Below are 19,448 nucleotides of genomic sequence, written 5' to 3' on the forward strand. Positions count from 1 at the left end.
CCACCGCCGCCCGCTGTTCAGCCAGGACCGCGCGGCGCCAGCGAAACAGCAGGCTGGAATGCAGCCCGTGCCGGCGTGCCACCGCCGAGGCCGACGTGCCCGGCTCGTCCGCCTCGGCCAGGATCGCTCGCTTCTGCTCCGGCGACCACGCCCGGCGCGTGCCGGCGACCACGACGTGCGAGGGAGAAGTCATAGGTCCAGACCCAGCGCCGATCCAGCGCCATCCGACGCCAGCACCTGTATCCAGAGCGCGCCACTATCCGCGCAAGGCAGCCGTCACCGAGCGCTTACGATCGCGATACGCTGACGGCGCTGGATAACGGCAAGGCGGCGTGGCCCAGCCTGCGTCTGGCCATCCTAGACGGTGCCTTCACCGCCGAGCGCTGCAAGGACTGGTGCCATCTGCACGGCATGCGCCACCGCGTCGTCGAGAAGGACCCGGATCAGAAGGGCCCTTATCCTGAGCTTGTCGAAGGACGTCGTGCTGGAACGGCGCTGGCTCGTCGAGCGCACTTTCGGCTGGCTCAGCCACTGGGCCGGCCTGCTGCGCGAGCGTGCCGGCCGTCTCGACGTGGCGACCGGTCGCCTCACCTGCGTCGCCTGCCTCATGGCCGCCAACGCCCTCCACAATCCAGCCTAATCTCTCGCCCTCAAACAGGCTCTTACATCCTCGTACTGACGGCCTTGGACATGGGCGCACCGCTCAGCGTAGTCGCGACGGCGCGTGAGATGTCGATGATGGTCGGCGCGCTGCTCGGCATGGTGGTCCTGCGCGAGGCAGTGGGACTGTGGCGCCTAATCGGCTGCTTCGTGATGATCACCGGCGTTGTTCTCCTGAGCGCCAGTTGACCATGTGAACGCAGCTCGCGAGCATCGTCGAGCGTCGCGCCGATGGCAGTCGTCACTGAGCCGTATGAAGCGAAGCATGCCGGCACGGCGCGTCGCCGGGCCGGGTCCCGTTCCAGGAGGAAGGCGAGGATTCGATCGTGCCGTTCCATCGGACACTGGAAGGCCGCCCCGAGCCAGGGGCACGGGGCGGCGTGGATAGCTGTGTAGACTCGATCGTTCAGCGGCGGATGAACAAGGCCACCGTCGCACTCGCCGCGCTGGCGGCAGCCACGATCAGAAACACCAGCGACGTGTCGTTGTGGGTGTCCATGAACCCGCCGATCAGCGGCTCGCCGAGACCGGCAAACAGGTAGGCGAAGAAGTTCATCACGCCGATCGCCGTACCGGCTCGTTTGTGCCCGACGAGGTCCGGGCAGAGTGCCCAGAACGAGGATTGCGGACCGTAGACGAAGAACCCGCAGAGGAAGAGGACAGCGAGGCCTTTGTAAACCTCTGTCGTCGGGATCGTGTACATGTACAGCGAAGTAATAGCTGCAAGCGCCATGTAGAGCACGATTGCCAGGTAGCGCTTGGATCCGAAAACTTTATCGGACACCCAGCCGTTGGTCGCGGCACCGAAGGCCATGCCGACAGGTAGGGCGACGCTGATCCACTTCGGATCGATCATGGCGGTCTGTGCGCTCGCCTTCGCCCAGTTCGCACCGAGGAAGTGCACCGGCACCCAGACGAGTAGGCCGTAGCGCGCAGCGTTCTGGAAACCAATGGCGAGACCGCCGACGAGAAGACGCCAATTCTTCAGAACGCCCTTGTAGCGATCCCAGGAACTCTCGTCGTCGGCGACCTGTGCGGCGCTTTCGTCCACGGCATCGTCGTGCGGCGAGGCGAAACCCAGATCCTCCGGACGCTCGCGGGCGACCAAGTAGAAGGTGATGCCGCCGACCAACAGGAGAAGCACCGGGATCCGGAAGATCCAGCGCCAGTCGAGGTGGAGTTGCTGCACGATGATGAGCGAGGTGACGAAGGATAAGACCGAGGCCATGCCCGCCGCGAACACGTAGCAGCCGAACACCTTTCCGCGCTCGTGCCGGCCCCACCAGTTCGAGAGCAGGCGGCTGCCGGGCGCCCAGCCCATCGCCTGGAAATAGCCGTTCACGGCCCAGAAACCGCCGAGCGTGAAGACGCCCGTCGCGAAGCTCGTCGCCCAATTCATCGCGCAGGACAGGATTGCGCCGGCGCTCATCACGCGTCGGCCACCGAATTTGTCGCCGAGATTGCCGTTAATGGCTTGGCCGAGCGCGTAGGCCCACAGCATGCCGGCGCTGACCCAGCCGAGAGTCTCCTTGCTGACCCCGAACTCGGCCTGAATCCCGGGAATAGCGAAACCGAAGGTCTGCCGGCCGGTGTAGAAGAAGAAGTAGCAGAACATCGCCGCCAGTAGCATGCGCCACTGTGCACGACGGAATGAGGCTTGGACTGGGGTTACGGCAAAGCCGGGCACCCCCACCTGTGCGGTGGTCATCGACGTTCCCTCCCAGGGACAGTGAATGGGGACGTTGCCGGGTGCCGAACTCTATTTTCTATCCGGCACCCTTAGCACGCGTGGCGTTTTATTGATGCCAGGGCATCGACCAGGTCCTGACATTGGTGAAGCTCTTCATGGCTTCTACGACGCCTTCCTTGTAGCCAAGGCCCGAGTCCTTGATTCCACCGAAGGGCGACATCTCGATGCGGTAGCCCGGGACTTCCCAGACGTTGACCGTGCCAACTTCAAGCTCGGCCACGAAGCGGCTCACGTAGTCGAGTCGATTGGTGCACACGCCCGACGACAGGCCATACGCGGTGGAGTTGGAGATCCGGATCACCTCGGCGATGTCGTCGGGGCAGCGGATAATCGGAATGACCGGACCGAAGGTCTCCTCGTGCACCAGCTTGCAGTCGTATGAGATCCGATCGACCACGGTCGGCGCGAATAAGGCTCCTTGGCGGGGGGGGCCGTGCAGGACCTCAGCACCGCGCCCGACCGCGTCGTTGACGCGCGCCTCGAATAGGGCGGCGGAGCGTTCGTTGATAACGGTACCAACATCCGTCTCCGGGTCTGACGGGTCACCGCATTTCAAGCGCTTGGCCTTCTCGACCACGAGCTTGGAGAAAGCGTCGGCCACACTCTCGACGACCAGAATGCGCTTGACTGCCGTGCAGCGCTGGCCGGAGTTTTTCGTGGCTCCGGTCACCGCAAGTTCGGCAGCCTTGTCGAGGTCGGCATCCTCCATGACGATCAGCGGGTCGTTGCCGCCGAGTTCGAGCACGATGCGTTTGTAGCCCGCCGTATTCGCGATGTGCTTGCCGACGCGGACCGAGCCCGTGAACGTGACGAGGTCAGCATCCGGGTCGGTGATCATGGAGTCGCCCATAGTGGACGGGTTGCCGGTCACCACGGAGAGCATTTCCGGTGGAAGACCCGCTTCATAGAGCACGTCGGCCAGGGCCAGAGCCGTGAGCGGCGTCAGCTCGGTCGGCTTCAGGACCAGCCGGTTGTTGGTGGCGATGGCCGGCGCCAGCTTGTGGCTGACCATGTTGAGCGGGTGATTGAACGGCGTGATGGCCGAGATCACGCCGAGCAGTGGTAGACGGGTCGTGTATATCTTGCGAGCCTTGCCGTTCGGCGAGACATCGCAGGAGTAGATCTCGCCGTCGTCTTTGATCGTGAGCTGCGCCGCAAAGGACCAGACATCGTAAGCGCGGCTGGCCTCGTAGAGCGAGTCCTTCCAGCAGAGCCCCGACTCGGCCGTGATGAGTGCGGCGAAGGTCTCCTTACGGTCACGCAGCAGCTCGGCCGTGCGCTGCAGGACCTGCTGGCGCTCATAGCGGGACAGCCGCGGCTTGAACGCCCGGGCTTTGGCGAAGGCCTCCCGCACATGCTCGGGGCGCGCCGCCGGCACAAGACCGACGAGGGCGTTGTCGTAGGGGTTGCGGACCTCGACCTGCTCGTCGGTCTCGACAAGCTTGCCGGCGATGCGCATGGCCTCGCGCCGCACGGGCGGCTTTACATTCACGTTCATGGCATCACCGCACGAGGTTCAAGGCGACGTCGAAGACGTCGAAGTTGCGCAGTGTGCGGCCTTCAGGGACCGCGATCGGACGGTTAGCAATCATCGGCACCACCTGCTCGGTGAGGCCGCCGTGCGAGCGCAGAGGCTCGGTCAGGCCGGAGAGGTCGTGCTTGGCCGCGGCCGTACCGAGCACCTTGTGCCGGTCGGAGAGGACCACGACATCGCCGATCCGATCGGCCGGCAGCTCGAAGCGCTGGCAGGCTTCCTCGGCCGGGATGGCGACGGTGACGCCTGGAATGGCCTTGGCGATGCTGACGACCGCGTCGCGCGTAGCGGCATCGACGTAGACCGTGGCGAAAGAGCCAAGCGCCCCATGATGCGCGACGTAGGGGTCGGTGATCGGCAGGATCACCCGCGCCGTACCAGCACCGAGTTCCTTGTCGAGGATCTCTTGCAGGTAGATCACGTCCGGCTGGCCGTCCGCGAGGTGCTTGTCGTTCATGCCGTGATCGGCAGTCATCACCAGCGTGCAGCCCGCCGCATCGAGTTCGCCGACGTAGCGGTCGAACATCGCGTAGAAGCTGTTGGCGACCTCAGAGCCCGGCGCCGCCTTGTGTTGCACGTAGTCGGTGGTCGACAAGTACATCACATCGGGCCGGAACGTCTTGAGGAGCTTCACGCCGGCAGCGAACACAAACTCCGATAGGTCAGCCGAGTAAACCTCCGGCAGGGGCAGACCGACGAAATCCAGCACGTTGTCGATGCCGTTCTCGGCCTTAATGGCCTTATCCGCCTTCTCGGACGAGAAGGCGATCGCGGTGCCGTCGGCGAAGTCGAGGCCCTTGCCGAGGAGCGTGCGCAGCTTGTCCTTGGCAGTCACCATCGCGACCTTCATCCCGGCCTTCTGGAACTCGGCCAAGATGGTCGGCGCGCGCAGGAAGCGCGCGTCATTCATCATCACTTCGACGCCCGCTTCACGGTCGTAGAAGAAGTTGCCGGCAATGCCGTGCCAGGCTGGAGGACGCCCGGTGATGATCGAGAGGTTGTTGGGGTTGGTGAAGCTCGGGATGACTGACAGCGCCGTTGTGTTCGCGCCGGTCTTCATCAGGCGGTCGAGATTCGGCGCGAGGCCTCTCTCGATCGTGGCCTCGATGTAGCCCGGCTCGGACCCATCGATGCAGATGACCACGACTGACTTCTCTGGCCGCCGGTATGTGCGGTCGTTGGCAACGACGTCCGCACCGAGGTTGATGTGCATGTTCATGGCTTCCTCCATCAGGCTGCCGCGGCCAGGACCGCTTCGCGGCTGCCGATGAAGTTGCGGCCGCGCTCGCCCTGCAGGGCTTCATCGATGGCGCCGATCCAGTTCTCGCGCGTGACGCCGTAGTCGGTGGCGCGGGTCGAGACGCCGAGCTGGTTCAGGAAGGCTTCGAGCCGGTCGGCCCCAGCAGCAAGGTCGTCACCGAAGATGCGCTTGAGCGCAGCGTCACAATCCGCATTGCGACCGACCACGCTGCGCATGACCGCCGGGAGGCTGAAGGAGCAGGCGATCCCATGAACGGTGCCGTGGTGCAGGGTCAGGTAGTAGGAGAGCGAGTGGGCAAGCGCCGTTTTGGTGTTGGAGAAGGCGAGCCCGGCGAACAGGCTCGCCTTGGCAACCCGTCCACGCAACTCGATGTCGTCGAGCCGGTCGAGCAGCAGCGGCAGCGCAGATAGGATTTCCGTCGCCGCATGCACGGCATGATTCGCTGACACCGGATTTGCATTATAGTTCCAAATGCTCTCCAGCGCATGGGACAGGGCATCCAATCCAGTCGATAGCGTCAGGCCGCGCGGTACGTCGAGAGAGGTTCGCGGATCAAGGATGGCGTGCTCGGGATAGAGGTTGGGTCGATTGAGCGAGTACTTCTGCTTCGCGTCAGTGTCCCAAACGGTCGCCCAGGAGGTGACTTCGCTGCCCGTGCCCGCCGTGGTCGGTACCGCGATGATCGGCGTGGCGCTCAGGAATTGGGGTCCGTTGCGTCCCTCCAGGAAGGCCTGAACGCGCGAGAAATCATTGCCTGAGGCAGCTAGCACCTTGGCGGTATCAATAACTGAGCCGCCACCAAAGGCGACAATCGCTTCTGGCTGAATCCCAGCCTTGCCGTAAGAGTGGCAGGCAGTCCGCAGCCCGTTGAAGCTGGGATTCGGTTCGACATCGCGAACGATGACCGTCGGGTAACCCACTTCCTTTTTGATCCGCTCGACCATGTGGTCGAAGTACGGATGATCATTGTAGGTCAGAAGGCAGAAGCTGCGACCGGCGAGCCTAACTCGGATTGCCGATGTTGCCTCTTCGCCGAACGTCACAGTGACTGGGTTCGCGTAAGTCCAGGACTCCGCCATCTCCGCCTTCCTCCCAAATTTGTTGGTTCGGTGCGGAGACAGGAACCATAATGCAGCGCCTGCGGCGAATTGATAGTTTTTGCCGTTCCTATAGAAAAAACCTATGAGACACACTCAGCTCCGGGCCTTCCATGTCGTGGCGTTCACCGAGAGCGTCACCGCGGCCGCAAATCAGCTCAACGTCAGCCAGCCGACGCTGACCACACAGATCCGTGCACTGGAGGATGAGTATGCAGTTGAGCTGTTCGTGCGAACTGGCGGTCGCATGCGCTTGACCGACGCTGGACGACAGCTCCAGGCGATTACACGGCGCTTGTTTGCCGACGAAGCGGAGGCGCGCCATTTTCTGGTCGAGAGCCGCGAGCTGCGCACCGGTCACTTGCGGGTCGGGGCGGTCGGCCCCTTCCACGCGACCGAGATGCTGGTCGCGTTCCATGCCCGTTATCCGCAGATTGAGATCTCAGTGTCTGTCGGTAACTCGCAGATGGTGTTGCAAAACCTCCTGGACTTCCATTCAGATGTCGCGGTTCTGGCGCATTTCGAAGAGGACCCTCGCTTATGGGTATCGGAGTACAGCAAGGATCCAATCGTCGCATTCGGAAGGAAGGACCACCCTCTGTTCAGTCAGAAGCGGAGGGGAATACGGCTGCTTGAATTACATGGGCAGCCAATGGTGGTCCGTGAGCATGGATCTAACACGCGCCGCGCCAGCGATGCTGCAATGGCATCGGCAGGAGTGATCCCACAAGTCGTCATGGAAATCGGCAGCCGCGAAGCTGTGCGTGAGGCTGTTGCTAGCGGAGTTGGCTTCGGCTTTGTGTCCAAAGCGGAGTACATCGACGACAAGCGCATTACCAGCTTGCCGATCGTTGATGCCGAAATTTACAATTATGCGCGGATTGTCTGTTTGCGTGACCGAGTATCTTCGCGCATGATTTCGGCCTTCCTGGATGTGACCAAAAATCTAGGAAGCGGACCTGCAGCTGCTTGAGGACCATCGCTGGCATGGATTGCATAATTCTCGCCGGACGGGAGCATCTCCGAAACCTCCCCTCAAAAGTCCGGGTTCGGTGGAGAAGCCGCCTTCTTGAGTGAAGCTGCCGAAGGTCGGCTGTTGGCGCAGATCGGAACCGCAGCCTCACCTTCTAGGGAGCGATCCACCTGCTCACGAAGCGTTCGCCCTGCTTGTATTGTACTAGCTTGGGCCCACTGCCGTCACACGGCTCGCCGATCATGTCGCGAACCATGCCGAACTCGGTGTCGCTCACATACCCGGTGATGAAGCAGACATCCCGGTACTCGCCCCGGAGGCGGTTGCGCATCTTGATGGTCGACGTCGCCAGCGCCGTCTCCAGCGACCGCTCCTTGTACATGGCCGTGCCGTAGTCGAGGATCGTCGTCTGCGCCGACATGAACTCCCACCGATCGTCACGTAGACTGGCGTAGGCGCGTGCCAGCTTCGGATACCGATCCGAGAAGGTAGAGGGCCGCCCATCCGCGAACGCCTTCGCCTCCTCGCCCAGCGCCTGCTCGAACGTGCGCGCGCGCTCACCCCATTGTGCCCGTAGCGCGCGTTCCAGCGCTTCCCGTTTCCGCGCCTCTTCCGCCGCCTTGTCGCGCTCGATCGCGTCCCGGTCGCGCAGTTCGCGGTCGCGCTCGGCCCGGTCTTCGACCCTCCGGCGCTTCTCCTGGTCGATGCCGGCCTGCGTGCGGATGATTTCCTCCGGCGTGATCCAGATCGGCAGGAAGCGAGAACCAAGACCATCGCGGCCCATCGCCTCGACCAGCGCGAGCAGGTCCGCTACCGCGGCATAGACCGCCCCGCACTCGCCGCGCTTCACACCGATGAAGGCCCCGTCCGCCGATGTCGGTGAGGTGATCGGCCGGCTCGGCAGTTCATCGCCGAGCCGTTCGGCCAGCCGCGACAGGATCGCGTCCTGGGCCTCGGCGTTGGCGTCGCCGACCCGGCACACGACGCTCGAATCGTTGGCCGCGACGATTACGCCGAACCCTTCGACCTTGCGGCCGCGCACCGTCGCCTCGACCTCGTTGGCCTTGGCGGCCTCGGCCTGCCTCGTCGCCGCGAGCACGGCCGCGTCGACGACCGTCAGCCGCGCGTACAGGCCGCCGTTGACCGCATCTGCGAGCGCGATCACCCGGTCGACTGGCTCGCGCAGGAGGCGGTCGCGCTCGGCGAAGATCAGGTCCTGTTCGGCCAGCGTGCCGGGAGCGCAGGATGCCAACGGTAAGTCGAGCCGGGCGCCCAACGCCGCGGTCCGGTCGCGGATCTGGCGATTGAGGAAGACGTCGCCGAGGGGCGCGTGATAGACGCACGCCGCGGCCCGCCCGTCGTCGAACACGAGCTCGCCGCGCAGGTTGCGCACTACCGAGGGCGCCTTGCCGCCGTCGTTGTAGAGCACGATCAGGTCGCCACGCTCGCCCTCGATGAGGAAGCGGCTCTTCGGCGTCAGGATGCGGGCGAGGCGCGCGGCCTCGTCGATGCGCCCGCTCTTCTCCGCGTAGCGATCACCGAGCTCTCTCAGGCGTGCCTCGGCCGTGTCCGGCCCAACGGCGGCGACATCGGCGACGAACCCGGTCAGGAACGCCTGCAGGTCCGGCGGCACGCCCGCCATCAGCGCGGCCTCGGCTTCAGCCTTCGATCGGTTCAGGCGCTCGATCACCGCTTGCCGGTCCCGGCGCACCTGCTCGTCCTGCCGCTCCCTGTCCCGCTCCGCCTGCGCGCGGCGGCCCTGCTCGTCCTTGTCGGTGAGTTCCTGCCGCGCCTTCTCGACGACCTCCGGCGCGATCCAGATCGGCAGATAGCGGAACGTTACGCCGTCGCGGGTGAACCCCTTGCTCAACGCCGCCATCTCCTTGGCGCTGGCGTAGATCGCCCCGCACTGCCCGCGCTTGGCCGACAGGAAGGCGCCGTCCGCGCTCGACGCCACCGTGGTCGTCGGCCCGCGCAACTCGCCCCGCAGCAGGGCCTCGAAGGGCTTGAGGAGGCGCTCGTGCAGCGCGGCGTCGCCGGCGGCGACGCGGCAGAGCGTGCGTGAGCCGTTGGCGAGCGCCACCATCGCGAGTCCGTCCAAGGTGCCCCGCGCCACCTCGGCCTCGGCCTCGGCTGCGCGGATCCCCTCCGCCTGATGCACAGCGTCAAGATCGGCCTTGGAAAGCGTCCCGGCGAGAGCATAGACACCGGTGTCGACGCCCGAGGCGACCGTGCCGAACAGCCCGGACTGCGCCCGCAGCGCGCCGCGCTCGAACACGATCAGGTCGGCGCTCTGCTGCTGCGCGCCGGTGCAGCGCGCGAAGGCGTCCTTGATCGGTGCGCCCACGGCCCGGGCCTTGGCTGCGAGTTGTTCCTGCGCGACGCGGCCCGTCGGCGGGTCGAGCAGCGCGCAGGCGACCATGCGCTCGGGGTCGAACACGAGGCCGCCGTCGAGCCCGCGGGCCACGCCGCCGGCCTTCGGCGAGCTGTTGTAGAGCAGCACGAGATCGCCGGGATCGCCCTCGACGAGAAAGCGGTTCCGATCCGTGACCGCCCGCTGCACCGCCTCCGCCTCCCGCAGGCGCGGCTCCAGCTGCGTCAGGCGCCGCTCGATCCCGTCCGCCAGGGTGCGCGCGTCCGTCGTCCCGCGCGCCTCGGACTGCCGCAGCGTCTCGGTGAGGTCCGCCCGCAGTTCGTCGGGCGCGGGACCGGCGAGCACGGCCTGCACGCGCTTGCGCTGCTCGTCGAGGCGCGCCTGCGCCTGCGTCCGGGCGGACCGCTCGCGCTCCTCGGTCCCGAGATCGATGAGATAGCTGTCGAAGCGGCTCGCCACCGCGTTGATGCGCGTGACCAGGCCTGGATCGATGACCACGCCCGCGCTCGGCGCAACGCCGGAGCGCCGTCCCAGCCGATCCGCCAGCGCGTTCGACAGGAACCCGTCGGCCGTCAGCCCTTCGGCCTCGGCGAGAGCCGTGATCGCGCGGCGGGTGACGCTGCCGTAGACGCCATCGGCCTGCGCATCGCTTGCCAGGAAGCCGGTCGCGCGCAGCGCCTCCTGCAGATGCGCGTGCTCGGCGATCGGGCGTGCGAGTTCCTGGCGCGCGCCGGCCGGCCCGTCGCGGCCGACGCGTGCGGCCCACGCGTCCCGCTGTCGCTGGTAGACCGTCGCGATGCACGGGACCGCCCTGGCGCGCAACGTACCGCTCACCTTGCCCGTGTCGGGGATGCGGCATCCCTCCTGCGTGCGTTTGACGAGGTCGTTCGATTCCGCTTTCAGCGCCGCCCCGTCGTCCGGCCGGAAATGGCGCAGCGCGTAGAACGGTCTGGCCAGCTCCAGGTCGAGGCGGCGCAGACCGGCGTCCTCGCAGATCATCAGCGGCAGCGGCGTCGCCGCCTTCTCGCAGTCGAAGGATGGCCCGAGCTCTCGCTCCGGTGCCAGCACCGCCTTCTGGACCTGGACCGGGCGCGGGGGTTCGGACACCGCGGCGGTCGCGGCGCGCAGCTCGGTCAGACGGCGCTTCAGACCGTCCGGGGTGTCGCCCTTCGTGCGCGCCTCCGCCTGGGCGCGTAGGCCGTTCAGGCGATCGAGCGCCGCCAACCGTGACGCCTCCGCGTCGGACAACGCATCGAGCGCCTTGACCGCGCGGTCGATGGCTTCGGTGTCCGGCGCGGACGGACCGGCCCGGGTGGAGAGCTGCTGCTCGATGCGGTTCTGCAGGCGGGCAACCTCGGCACGCACGACCGGTGACGGCTGGCGCTGATAGTTCGCCAGCGTCGCGCGCAGCACCTGCAACTGCTCCGCCCGGCCCTGCGCCTCGACCCGGGCCGCGCGTGCCTGCCGCGCGTCCTCCGTCTCGAGGTCGGTGACGAACACGCGGGTGCCGGAGAAGTGCAGCTCGACGGCCTCGCGCACGTCGATCGGCCGAACGCTGCCCGCGGCGTCGCGGTAAGCGAAGGTCTGATCGCAGGTCGTGCCTACAACCCCAATGTTGTCGTCACGGACGGTGCAACTGATGCCGCGGCGCAGGCTGGCCTCGGTGAAGCGCCGGCACTGGGACACGTAGGGGCCGAGGCGGCCGTCTTCGGGTCCGATCCCGCTACGGACGAGCGCCTCGATGTCCGTGTTGCGGGTCGCCAGGGCACGCTGGAGGCAAGAGCGGTCGGCGCCCGGCAGGCGAGCCCACGCTTCCCGCGCCGCCTGCATCTGCGCGGCGCCCATCAAACCGCCGAAGATGTCGAGTGGATTGACCTGCGCGGACGCCGGTCGCACGGCAGCCACCACCAAGATCATAAGCACCGCACAGCGCAGCCCAGCGCGGACCATGCCGGCAACCTCCCCGAACCCCGTCGCGACCCTTGTCGATGGTTCCAGAGCGACATTCAAGGTTGCACAAGTCACACAGCGGGTGTGTTCACCGCCCCAAAAGCGGCGGTGGCGTTGTCGAACGGTGGCTGCGGCTTGAGGAATGGATTCGAACGCGGTCTGCGAGCCGATGCGAACCCGTCTACGGTTCGCCGCTGGCGAGGCGTGCAGAAAACCGCTGCGCCCGCCGCGAGACACGGAGCAGAGACTGGGCGGTACGAGCGGGTGTGAAGGGGGCTGAACTTAGCAGAAGGCGTTGCCCCCGGCCGCTAACCGTAGGCGACCACGGCCTTGTCAGTGCAATGCCCGGAATACCGATTTTCACCAGGAAACCCTGGTGGAGCTGAGGGGATTCGAACCCCTGACCTCCGCAGTGCGATTGCGGCGCTCTCCCATCTGAGCTACAGCCCCGTCCCGGGGACGCCGGCCTTGTAGGCGGGGGCGGCTCAGCCTGTCAATTCCCATCTGCAACGCCGCGTACCGCCGCCGATCCGGCCCCGGGCGCGGGCGTCATTCCAAGGACATCGCGCGGCCCGCATGAATGCCCTGATCTGGCTCTTCGACACGGTCGTACAGCTCTTCATCTACGTTCTCATCGCCAGCGCAGTCCTGAGCTGGCTCGTCGCGTTCAACGTCGTGAACGTGCGCAACCCCATCGTCGCCCAGATCGGCGAGGTGCTCTACCGGATCACCGAGCCGGCGCTGCGGCCGATCCGCAACCTGCTGCCCAACCTCGGCGGCGTCGACATCTCGCCGATCATCCTGATCCTGCTGCTGCTGTTCATCAGCCGGCTCCTGCACGAGTACGCCGTGCCGGCGACCTACATCTACGCCCGCTGACGGTGGCGCCCGTGAAGACCAATCCCGGCCGCTTCTTCGAGGATTTCCGCCTCGGCGAGACCATCCGCCACGCGACGCCCCGCACGGTCACGACCGGCGACGTGGCGCTCTACACCGGCCTCTACGGGCCCCGCTTCGCGGTCCAGTCCTCGGACGCCTTCGCACAGGCGCTGGGTTACCCGAAGAGCCCGCTCGACGACCTGCTCACCTTCCACATGGTGTTCGGCAAGACCGTGCCGGACGTCTCGCTCAACGCGCTCGCCAACCTCGGCTACGCGGAGGGCGGCTTCCGGCGCCCGGTCTACCCGGGCGAGACGCTGTCGACGGTGTCCGAGGTGATCGGCCTGAAGGAGAGCTCCAACCGGCAGACCGGCGTCGTCTACGTCCGCTCGGTCGGGTCGGACTCGCGCGGCGAGACCGTGCTGAGCTACTGCCGCTGGGTCCTCGTGCGCAAGCGCGACCCCGAGGCCGCGATCAGCGAGGAGCGGGTGCCGACGCTCGCCAAGGCGGTCGACCCGCGCGATCTCGCGGGCGCCCTGCCGCCCCTGAAGGCGGGGGCCTACGACACCGAACTCGCCGGCAGCCCGCACCGCTTCTCCGACTACGCGGCGGGCGAGCGGATCGACCACGTCGACGGCATGACCGTCGAGGAGGCCGAGCACCAGATCGCCACGCGCCTGTTCCAGAACACCGCCAAGGTGCATTTCGACGGGCTGGCGGCGCGCGACACCCGCTTCGGCCGCCGGCTGATCTACGGCGGTCACGTCATCTCCCTGGCGCGGGCGCTGAGCTTCAACGGGCTCGCCAACGCCTTCTCGATCGCCGGGATCAACGCCGGGCGGCACGTGGCGCCGCTGTTTGCCGGCGACACGGTCTACGCCTGGAGCGAGGTGGTGGAGACGGCCGATGTCGGCCGCGACGATGTCGGCCTGCTGCGCCTGCGCACGGTCGCCACCAAGAACCAGCCCTGCGGCGACTTCCCCGACCGGGCGGGCGACGGCTACGACCCGGCGGTGATCCTCGACCTCGACTACTGGGCGTTCATGCCCAAGTGAACGACCCAAGTGAGCGAGGGCGGGCGCGGCAGGATCCGCGCCCGCATCCGCCAGGCGAAGGCCAAGTCCAAAGAAATCAGTTGCGGACCACGACCTTGGTGCCGACCCGGACCCGGTCGTAGAGATCGACCACGTCCTTGTTGGTCATGCGGATGCAGCCCGAGGAGACTGCGGCGCCCATCGTCTCGGGCTCGTTCGACCCGTGGATGCGGTAGAGCGACGAGCCGAGATAGAGCGCGCGGGCGCCGAGCGGGTTGTCCTGGCCGCCGGCCATGTAGCGCGGCAGGTCCGGGCGGCGGGCCAGCATCTGCTGCGGCGGCCGCCAGTCCGGCCACTCCTTCTTCATGGTGACGGTCTTCTGGCCGGACCACGAGAAGCCCTGGCGGCCGACGCCGACACCGTAGCGGATCGCCGCCCCGCCGCCGAGCACGTAGTAGAGCCGCCTCTGCCCCGTCGAGACGACGATCGTGCCGGGCTTCTCCGACCCCTTCCAGGCCACCGTCTCGCGCGGGATCGCCTGGGTGCGGAAGACGTTGAGGAAGTCGGCGATCGGCCCCCGGTCGAAGGGATTGGCCTGCGCGGGCAGACTCCCCAGGGCGAGCCCGGCAAGCGCCAGCACCGCGATCCGTCTCGACATCATCCTGTTCTCCCGCTGTCGATGGGATGGCCTCGGTCACGCCACCGGAGGGTGGCACGACGGCCGCGGGCGCGAGCCGGCCCCGGTTTCGCGGCAGGGATGAGGCCGGCGCGGCGCACAACCGGCTTTCGCGGCCGGGCGTGTCCTTCCTGCAACAGGGTCGCCGCGAGCCGGGCCGGGGGGTGATTGCGTTGGCGGAAGGCCATGCTTATCTCAGGTCCGTGATCGCGCCCAATCCCCCGCCCCGCCGCAATGCGGGTCTGCCGGACTGCCTCCGAGCCTGCTTCGCGCTGCTCGCGCTGCTGGTCGCCGCGGGGACGGTTCTGCTGGGCGGGCCGGCGGCCGTCCGCTCGACCGGACCGGTCTACGCCTGCACCGGGATCACGACGGTGGCGAGCCTGACGGCTCCGAAGGCGGCGCGCCCCGCCGCGTCGATCACCCGCGACGAGAGCAGCATCGAGGCCGCCGACATCGAGGTGCCCGCCGAGTTCGGCCTGCTGGCCCCGCATCGGGTCGCGGTGCGCGTGCGGCGTACCGCCGCGATCGCCTACGCGGAGCCGGCCGGCCCGCCGTCGCCACCCATCGGTCGGGGATCGCCGCACCGCCCGCCCCGGGCGGCCTGATCGAGACGCGCCGCGCCTCAGTCCGTCCACGCTTGCAGACGCTGACGGCGTGCAACCCCCGGTCCTCGCGACCTGGGGCTTCTCTCGGCGTATCCTGTCGAACGCGCCGATCCCAACAGACGCCTTTCCCGAGGAGCGTCGGACCCGTGATCCACAGCCCCGTCACCAAGCGCCGTACCCGCCCCCTGCGGACCCTGCGCCCCCTGCGGACCCTGCCCGCCGCCCTCCTGCTGATCGCGCTCGGCGCCTGCCAGCAGAAGCAGGCCGCGGTCCCGACCCCGCCCGTGCCGGAGATCGGCGTCGTCACGGTGCAGCCGCAGGCGATCCCGTACCTGCGCGACCTGCCCGGCCGCGTCGCGCCGATGCGCATCGCCGAGGTGCGCTCCCGGGTCTCGGGGCTCGTCGTGAAGCGGCTGTTCGAGCAGGGCAGCATGGTCAAGGAAGGCGACATCCTCTACAAGATCGACCCGGCGCCCTACGTGGTCGAGCTCGCCAGCGCCGAGGCCGCGCTCGCCCGCCAGGAGGCGGCGCTGGTGCTCGCCAAGCAGCAGGCCGACCGCCTGGAGACGCTGCTCACCCGTGCGACCGCGAGCCAGGCACAGTACGACGCCGCCTTCGCCGCCCGGAAGCAGGCCGAGGCCGAGGTGGCCGGCGCCAAGGCGACAAGGGACCGCGCCCAGCTCAACCTGTCCTGGACCGACGTGCGCGCGCCGATCACCGGGCGCATCGGCCGGGCGCTGCTCACCGAGGGCACCCTGATCGACCAGAGCTCGACGGGAGCGCTCGCCACGATTCAGCAGCTCGACCCGATCTACGTCGACATCACCCAGTCGGTGGGCGAGCTGAACCGCCTGCGCCGCGATCTCGCGAGCGGCGAGCTGGCACGGCTGGAGGACAACACCGCCAACGTCCACCTGATCATGGACGACGGCAGCCTGTACCCGCTCGCCGGGCGGCTGCTGTTCTCGGACGTGACCGCCGACCCGAGCACCGGGCAGGTCACCCTGCGCGTGCAGTTCCCCAACCCGCACGACGAGCTGTTTCCGGGCATGTACGTCCGGGCGCGGATCAAGCAGGGCATCGACGCCGACGCCATCGCGGTGCCGCAGCAGGCGATCCAGCGCACCGACGACGGCCGCGCCGAGGTCTGGCTGGTGCGCGCCGACGACACCGTCATGCGCCAGCCTGTCGATGTCGGCCCCGTGGTGGGCGGCGACTGGCTGATCCGCTCGGGCCTCAACCCCGGCGCGCGGGTGGTGGTGGACGGCTTCCAGAAGATCACCGTCGGCGCGAAGGTGAAGCCGATCGATCAGTCCCCGGCCCGCGCCGAGGCGGCGGCCGGGCACGATGCCGACGAGGCGCCGGACGCGCCCGACGCCCGCAACGCAGACTTCAAGCAACCCGCCGGCGGCCCGCAGCCGCAGGCGGCCGCGCAGCGGCGCTGAGCGGAGCCGGTCCCGACCATGGCACGCTTCTTCATCGACCGGCCGGTCTTCGCCTGGGTGGTGGCGCTGTTCATCTGCCTGGGCGGCGCGCTCGCGATCCCGAACCTGCCGGTGGCGCAGTATCCGGTGATCGCGCCGCCCTCGATCGCCCTCTCAACCGCCTTCCCCGGCGCCTCCGTCGAGAGCCTCTACACGGGCACGACCCGGCTCATCGAGGACGAGCTGAACGGCGCGGCCAACATCATGAGCTTCGAGTCGACCACCGACTCGTTCGGCTCGATCAACATCACCGCGACCTTCCAGCCCGGGACCGACCCGTCGCTGGCCTCGGTCGAGGTGCAGAACCGCCTCAAGCGCGTCGAGGCGCGCCTGCCGGCCGAGGTCCGCCAGCAGGGCATCCTCGTGGAGGAGGCCTCCGCGGCGACGCTCAACATCATCACGCTGGTCTCCACCGACGGCTCGATGGACGAGGTCGGGCTGGGCGACTTCCTGATCCGCAACGTCATCAACGAGATCCGCCGAATCCCCGGCGTCGGGCGCGCGACGCTCTACTCGACCGAGCGCAGCCTTCGCGTCTGGGTCGATCCGGACAAGCTGCGCGGCCTCTCGCTCACGCCGGGCGACGTCAGCGACGCGATCCGCAACCAGAACATCCAGATCGCCTCCGGCGCGGTCGGCGCTCAGCCGAGCCCGAACAAGAACGCGCTGACGGCGCCGATCGTCGTCAAGGGCCAGCTCTCGACCATCGAGGATTTCGGGGCGATCGTGCTGCGGGCCAACCCCGACGGCTCGAACGTGCGCCTGCGCGACGTCGCCCGGATCGAACTCGGCGGCGACGCCTACCAGTTCTCGACCCGCCTCAACGGCGGGCAGGCGGCCGGCATCTCGGTGACGCTCGCCCCCGACGGCAACGCGCTGGAGACCGCCAAGGCGATCCGCGCCAAGATGGAGGAGCTGGCGCAGTTCTTCCCGCCGGGGCTGAAGTGGGACATCCCCTACGACATCACCCCGGCCGTGAAGGCCTCGATCGAGAAGGTGATGCACACCCTCGTCGAGGCGGTGGTGCTCGTCTTCCTCGTGATGTTCCTGTTCCTCCAGAACATCCGCTACACGCTCATCCCGACCATCGTCGTGCCGATCGCCCTGATGGGCACGGTGACGGTGATGTGGCTGTCCGGCTTCTCGGTGAACGTGCTCACCATGTTCGGCATGGTGCTGGCCATCGGCATCCTCGTCGACGACGCCATCGTCGTGGTCGAGAACGTCGAGCGCATCATGAACGAGGAGGGGCTGCCGCCGAAGGAGGCGACCCGCAAGGCGATGGACCAGATCACCGGCGCGATCATCGGCATCACGCTGGTGCTGGTGGCGGTGTTCATCCCGATGGCGTTCTTCCCCGGCTCGGTCGGCATCATCTACCGGCAGTTCTCGATCGCGATGGTCACCTCCATCGCCTTCTCGGCGCTGCTCGCCCTGTCGCTGACGCCGGCGCTGTGCGCCACCTTCCTCAAGCCGATCGAGAAGGGCCACGGCCACGCCAAGGGCGGCGTGTTCGGGATGTTCAACCGCTTCGTCGACCGCGAGACGGCCCGCTACGGCCGCGGCACGGCGTGGTTCATCCGCAAGTCCGGACGGGTGATGCTGGTCTACCTCGCGCTGGTGTCGGGCACGGCCTACGCCTTCGTGAACCTGCCAGAGGGCTTCCTGCCGGTGGAGGACCAGGGCTTCTTCACCGTCGACGTCCAGACCCCGCCCGGCGCCTCGTTCAACCGGACGCTGGCCGCCGTGCGCAAGGTCGAGGAGCACCTGCTCGCCCAGCCGGGCGTGGCGACGGTGACGATCCTCAACGGCTTCTCGTTCTCCGGCCAGGGCCCGAACACCAGCCAGGCGTTCGTGACGCTGAAGCCCTGGAGCGAGCGCGACGCGGCCAATTCCGCGGCCAACCTCGTGAAGGGCACCAACGACGCGCTCGCCAACTACCGCGACGCGACCATCGACGCGCAGGAGCCGCCGCCGGTGGACAACCTCGGCAACGCGGCGGGCTTCTCGTTCCGCCTCCAGGACCGGGCGCAGCGCGGCTACGCGGCGCTCACCGCCGCCGAGGCGCAACTGCTGGAACTCGCCAAGCGCAGTCCCATCCTCCAGAAGGTGAAGATCGAGGGCCTGCCCGCGACTCCGCAGGCCGAGCTGATCATCGACCGCGAGAAGGCGGCCGCGCTCGGCGTGAAGTTCGAGGACATCAACGACACGATCCAGGTCAACCTCGGCTCGGTCTACACCAACGACTTCCCGAACCGCGGCAAGATGCAGCGCGTCTACGTGCAGGCGGAGCAGCTCCAGAGGCTGAACGCGGCCGACATCCTCAACTACGCGGTGAAGAACGCGCAGGGGACGATGGTGCCGCTCTCCTCCTTCGCGGAGCTGAAGTGGAGCATGGGGCCGAGCCAGATCGTCGGCTTCAACGGCTACCAGTCGGTGCGCTTCACCGGCGAGCCGAACCCCGGCTACACGTCGGGCGACGCGATCAACGAGATGGAGCGGCTGATGCTCCAGTTGCCGAAGGGCTTCGGCTACGCTTGGACCGGCCAGTCGCTCCAGGAGAAGCTCGCGGGCTCGCAGGCGAGCCTGCTGCTGGCCCTGTCCGTGCTGATCGTGTTCCTGTGCCTCGCGGCGCTCTACGAGAGCTGGGCGATCCCGTTCTCGGTGCTGCTCGTGATCCCGCTCGGCGTCATCGGCGCGGTGGCGGCGGTGTACCTGCGCGGCATGCCCAACGACGTGTACTTCAAGATCGGGCTGATCACGATCATCGGCCTGTCGGCCAAGAACGCGATCCTGATCGTCGAGTTCGCCAAGGACCTGTGGAAGCCCGGCACCTCGGTGGTGAAGGCGGCGATCGACGCGTCGACGCTGCGCTTCCGTCCGATCGTGATGACCTCGCTCGCCTTCATCTTCGGCGTGGTGCCGCTGGCCATCGCCACCGGCGCCGCCTCGAAGAGCCAGCAGGCGATCGGCACCGGCGTGATGGGCGGCATGATCACGGCGACCGTGCTGGCGGTGTTCTTCGTGCCGGTGTTCTTCGTCGTCGTCATGCGGATCTTCCGCCGCAAGGACGTGGCGGCGGGCGAGCGCGCGGGCGAGGCGGCGGTCCCGGAACACCGGCCGCACGCCACGGCCGCGGAGTGAGGCGCCGGCCGCCGCGCGGCGCGACCC

General features: G+C 67.7%; 15 protein-coding genes and 1 tRNA gene. 8 read left to right on the forward strand and 8 right to left on the reverse strand.

Features of this window, described 5'->3' with window-relative positions; genetic code table 11:
- Positions 1-193: transposase (locus tag Q8W71_RS05210; RefSeq protein WP_305524274.1), on the reverse strand; the 193-nt coding region annotated here is incomplete at its 3' end.
- Between the two features lie 273 nt (positions 194-466).
- Between Q8W71_RS05210 and Q8W71_RS05215 the strand changes: the two genes are divergently transcribed.
- Positions 467-640 carry a hypothetical protein gene (locus tag Q8W71_RS05215; protein ID WP_305524275.1) on the forward strand — a complete coding sequence of 58 codons (174 nt, stop codon included), beginning with the start codon at positions 467-469 and terminating at the stop codon, positions 638-640.
- A gap of 50 nt (positions 641-690) precedes the next feature.
- The gene (locus tag Q8W71_RS05220; protein WP_305524276.1) at positions 691-849 is read left to right on the forward strand and encodes a hypothetical protein; all 159 of its coding nucleotides are present in this window, start codon (positions 691-693) and stop codon (positions 847-849) included.
- A gap of 217 nt (positions 850-1,066) precedes the next feature.
- Here the strand turns inward: Q8W71_RS05220 and Q8W71_RS05225 are convergent, their stop codons facing one another.
- The 4 genes from Q8W71_RS05225 to Q8W71_RS05240 all read right to left on the reverse strand — a co-directional run bounded on the left by Q8W71_RS05225 (position 1,067) and on the right by Q8W71_RS05240 (position 6,284).
- Positions 1,067-2,368, reverse strand: coding sequence for an MFS transporter (locus tag Q8W71_RS05225; RefSeq protein WP_305524277.1), 1,302 nt, complete (start codon positions 2,366-2,368; stop codon positions 1,067-1,069).
- An 88-nt stretch (positions 2,369-2,456) separates the two neighbouring features.
- A complete protein-coding gene (gene phnY, locus Q8W71_RS05230; protein ID WP_305524278.1) occupies positions 2,457-3,908 on the reverse strand; it encodes a phosphonoacetaldehyde dehydrogenase in 1,452 nt (483 codons plus the stop codon).
- A gap of 4 nt (positions 3,909-3,912) precedes the next feature.
- Positions 3,913-5,157: a phosphonoacetate hydrolase gene (phnA, locus tag Q8W71_RS05235; protein ID WP_305524428.1), complete on the reverse strand. Its 1,245-nt coding sequence runs from the start codon at positions 5,155-5,157 to the stop codon at positions 3,913-3,915.
- A 17-nt stretch (positions 5,158-5,174) separates the two neighbouring features.
- Positions 5,175-6,284: a phosphonoacetaldehyde reductase gene (locus Q8W71_RS05240; RefSeq protein ID WP_305524279.1), complete on the reverse strand. Its 1,110-nt coding sequence runs from the start codon at positions 6,282-6,284 to the stop codon at positions 5,175-5,177.
- Between the two features lie 103 nt (positions 6,285-6,387).
- Between Q8W71_RS05240 and Q8W71_RS05245 the strand changes: the two genes are divergently transcribed.
- The gene (locus tag Q8W71_RS05245) at positions 6,388-7,275 is read left to right on the forward strand and encodes a LysR substrate-binding domain-containing protein (RefSeq protein WP_305524280.1); all 888 of its coding nucleotides are present in this window, start codon (positions 6,388-6,390) and stop codon (positions 7,273-7,275) included.
- Positions 7,276-7,429: 154 nt separating this feature from the next.
- Here the strand turns inward: Q8W71_RS05245 and Q8W71_RS05250 are convergent, their stop codons facing one another.
- Entirely contained in the window at positions 7,430-11,599 is a 4,170-nt protein-coding gene (locus Q8W71_RS05250; RefSeq protein WP_305524281.1) for a peptidoglycan-binding protein, read from the reverse strand.
- Between the two features lie 374 nt (positions 11,600-11,973).
- A tRNA-Ala gene (locus Q8W71_RS05255) sits at positions 11,974-12,049 on the reverse strand.
- 126 nt (positions 12,050-12,175) lie between these two features.
- On the opposite strand from Q8W71_RS05255, the gene Q8W71_RS05260 reads away from it, so the two are divergent.
- Together Q8W71_RS05260 and Q8W71_RS05265 are read left to right on the forward strand one after the other, a co-directional pair.
- Positions 12,176-12,478 (forward strand): YggT family protein, encoded by a 303-nt coding sequence (locus tag Q8W71_RS05260; protein WP_305524282.1) that lies wholly within the window; start codon positions 12,176-12,178, stop codon positions 12,476-12,478.
- 11 nt (positions 12,479-12,489) lie between these two features.
- Positions 12,490-13,533: a MaoC family dehydratase gene (locus tag Q8W71_RS05265; protein ID WP_305524283.1), complete on the forward strand. Its 1,044-nt coding sequence runs from the start codon at positions 12,490-12,492 to the stop codon at positions 13,531-13,533.
- Between the two features lie 76 nt (positions 13,534-13,609).
- Here Q8W71_RS05265 and Q8W71_RS05270 read toward each other — a convergent pair whose 3' ends face one another.
- Positions 13,610-14,170, reverse strand: coding sequence for a L,D-transpeptidase (locus Q8W71_RS05270; protein WP_305524429.1), 561 nt, complete (start codon positions 14,168-14,170; stop codon positions 13,610-13,612).
- 26 nt (positions 14,171-14,196) lie between these two features.
- Here Q8W71_RS05270 and Q8W71_RS05275 point away from each other — a divergent pair, with 26 nt between their 5' ends.
- The 3 genes from Q8W71_RS05275 to Q8W71_RS05285 all read left to right on the forward strand — a co-directional run bounded on the left by Q8W71_RS05275 (position 14,197) and on the right by Q8W71_RS05285 (position 19,421).
- Positions 14,197-14,793, forward strand: coding sequence for a hypothetical protein (locus Q8W71_RS05275; RefSeq protein ID WP_305524284.1), 597 nt, complete (start codon positions 14,197-14,199; stop codon positions 14,791-14,793).
- A 203-nt stretch (positions 14,794-14,996) separates the two neighbouring features.
- On the forward strand, positions 14,997-16,238 hold the full coding sequence (locus Q8W71_RS05280; RefSeq protein ID WP_370875347.1) for an efflux RND transporter periplasmic adaptor subunit: 1,242 nt from the start codon (positions 14,997-14,999) through the stop codon (positions 16,236-16,238).
- An 18-nt stretch (positions 16,239-16,256) separates the two neighbouring features.
- Positions 16,257-19,421 (forward strand): multidrug efflux RND transporter permease subunit, encoded by a 3,165-nt coding sequence (locus Q8W71_RS05285; RefSeq protein WP_305524285.1) that lies wholly within the window; start codon positions 16,257-16,259, stop codon positions 19,419-19,421.
- The last annotated feature ends 27 nt before the right edge of the window (positions 19,422-19,448 follow it).

It is taken from the genome of Methylobacterium amylolyticum, from assembly GCF_030700245.1.
Taxonomy (GTDB): Bacteria; Pseudomonadota; Alphaproteobacteria; order Rhizobiales; family Beijerinckiaceae; genus Methylobacterium.

Excerpts from the sequence above, each read along its gene's own strand:
- phnA (WP_305524428.1), bottom strand. The coding sequence starts at position 5,157 with ATGCACATCAACCTCGGTGCGGACGTCGTTGCCAACGACCGCACATAC.
- Q8W71_RS05275 (WP_305524284.1), top strand. The coding sequence starts at position 14,197 with ATGGCCTCGGTCACGCCACCGGAGGGTGGCACGACGGCCGCGGGCGCG.
- Q8W71_RS05285 (WP_305524285.1), top strand. The coding sequence starts at position 16,257 with ATGGCACGCTTCTTCATCGACCGGCCGGTCTTCGCCTGGGTGGTGGCG.
- Q8W71_RS05250 (WP_305524281.1), bottom strand. The coding sequence starts at position 11,599 with ATGGTCCGCGCTGGGCTGCGCTGTGCGGTGCTTATGATCTTGGTGGTG.
- phnY (WP_305524278.1), bottom strand. The coding sequence starts at position 3,908 with ATGAACGTGAATGTAAAGCCGCCCGTGCGGCGCGAGGCCATGCGCATC.
- Q8W71_RS05260 (WP_305524282.1), top strand. The coding sequence starts at position 12,176 with ATGAATGCCCTGATCTGGCTCTTCGACACGGTCGTACAGCTCTTCATC.
- Q8W71_RS05220 (WP_305524276.1), top strand. The coding sequence starts at position 691 with ATGGGCGCACCGCTCAGCGTAGTCGCGACGGCGCGTGAGATGTCGATG.
- Q8W71_RS05225 (WP_305524277.1), bottom strand. The coding sequence starts at position 2,368 with ATGACCACCGCACAGGTGGGGGTGCCCGGCTTTGCCGTAACCCCAGTC.
- Q8W71_RS05245 (WP_305524280.1), top strand. The coding sequence starts at position 6,388 with ATGAGACACACTCAGCTCCGGGCCTTCCATGTCGTGGCGTTCACCGAG.
- Q8W71_RS05240 (WP_305524279.1), bottom strand. The coding sequence starts at position 6,284 with ATGGCGGAGTCCTGGACTTACGCGAACCCAGTCACTGTGACGTTCGGC.
- Q8W71_RS05270 (WP_305524429.1), bottom strand. The coding sequence starts at position 14,170 with ATGTCGAGACGGATCGCGGTGCTGGCGCTTGCCGGGCTCGCCCTGGGG.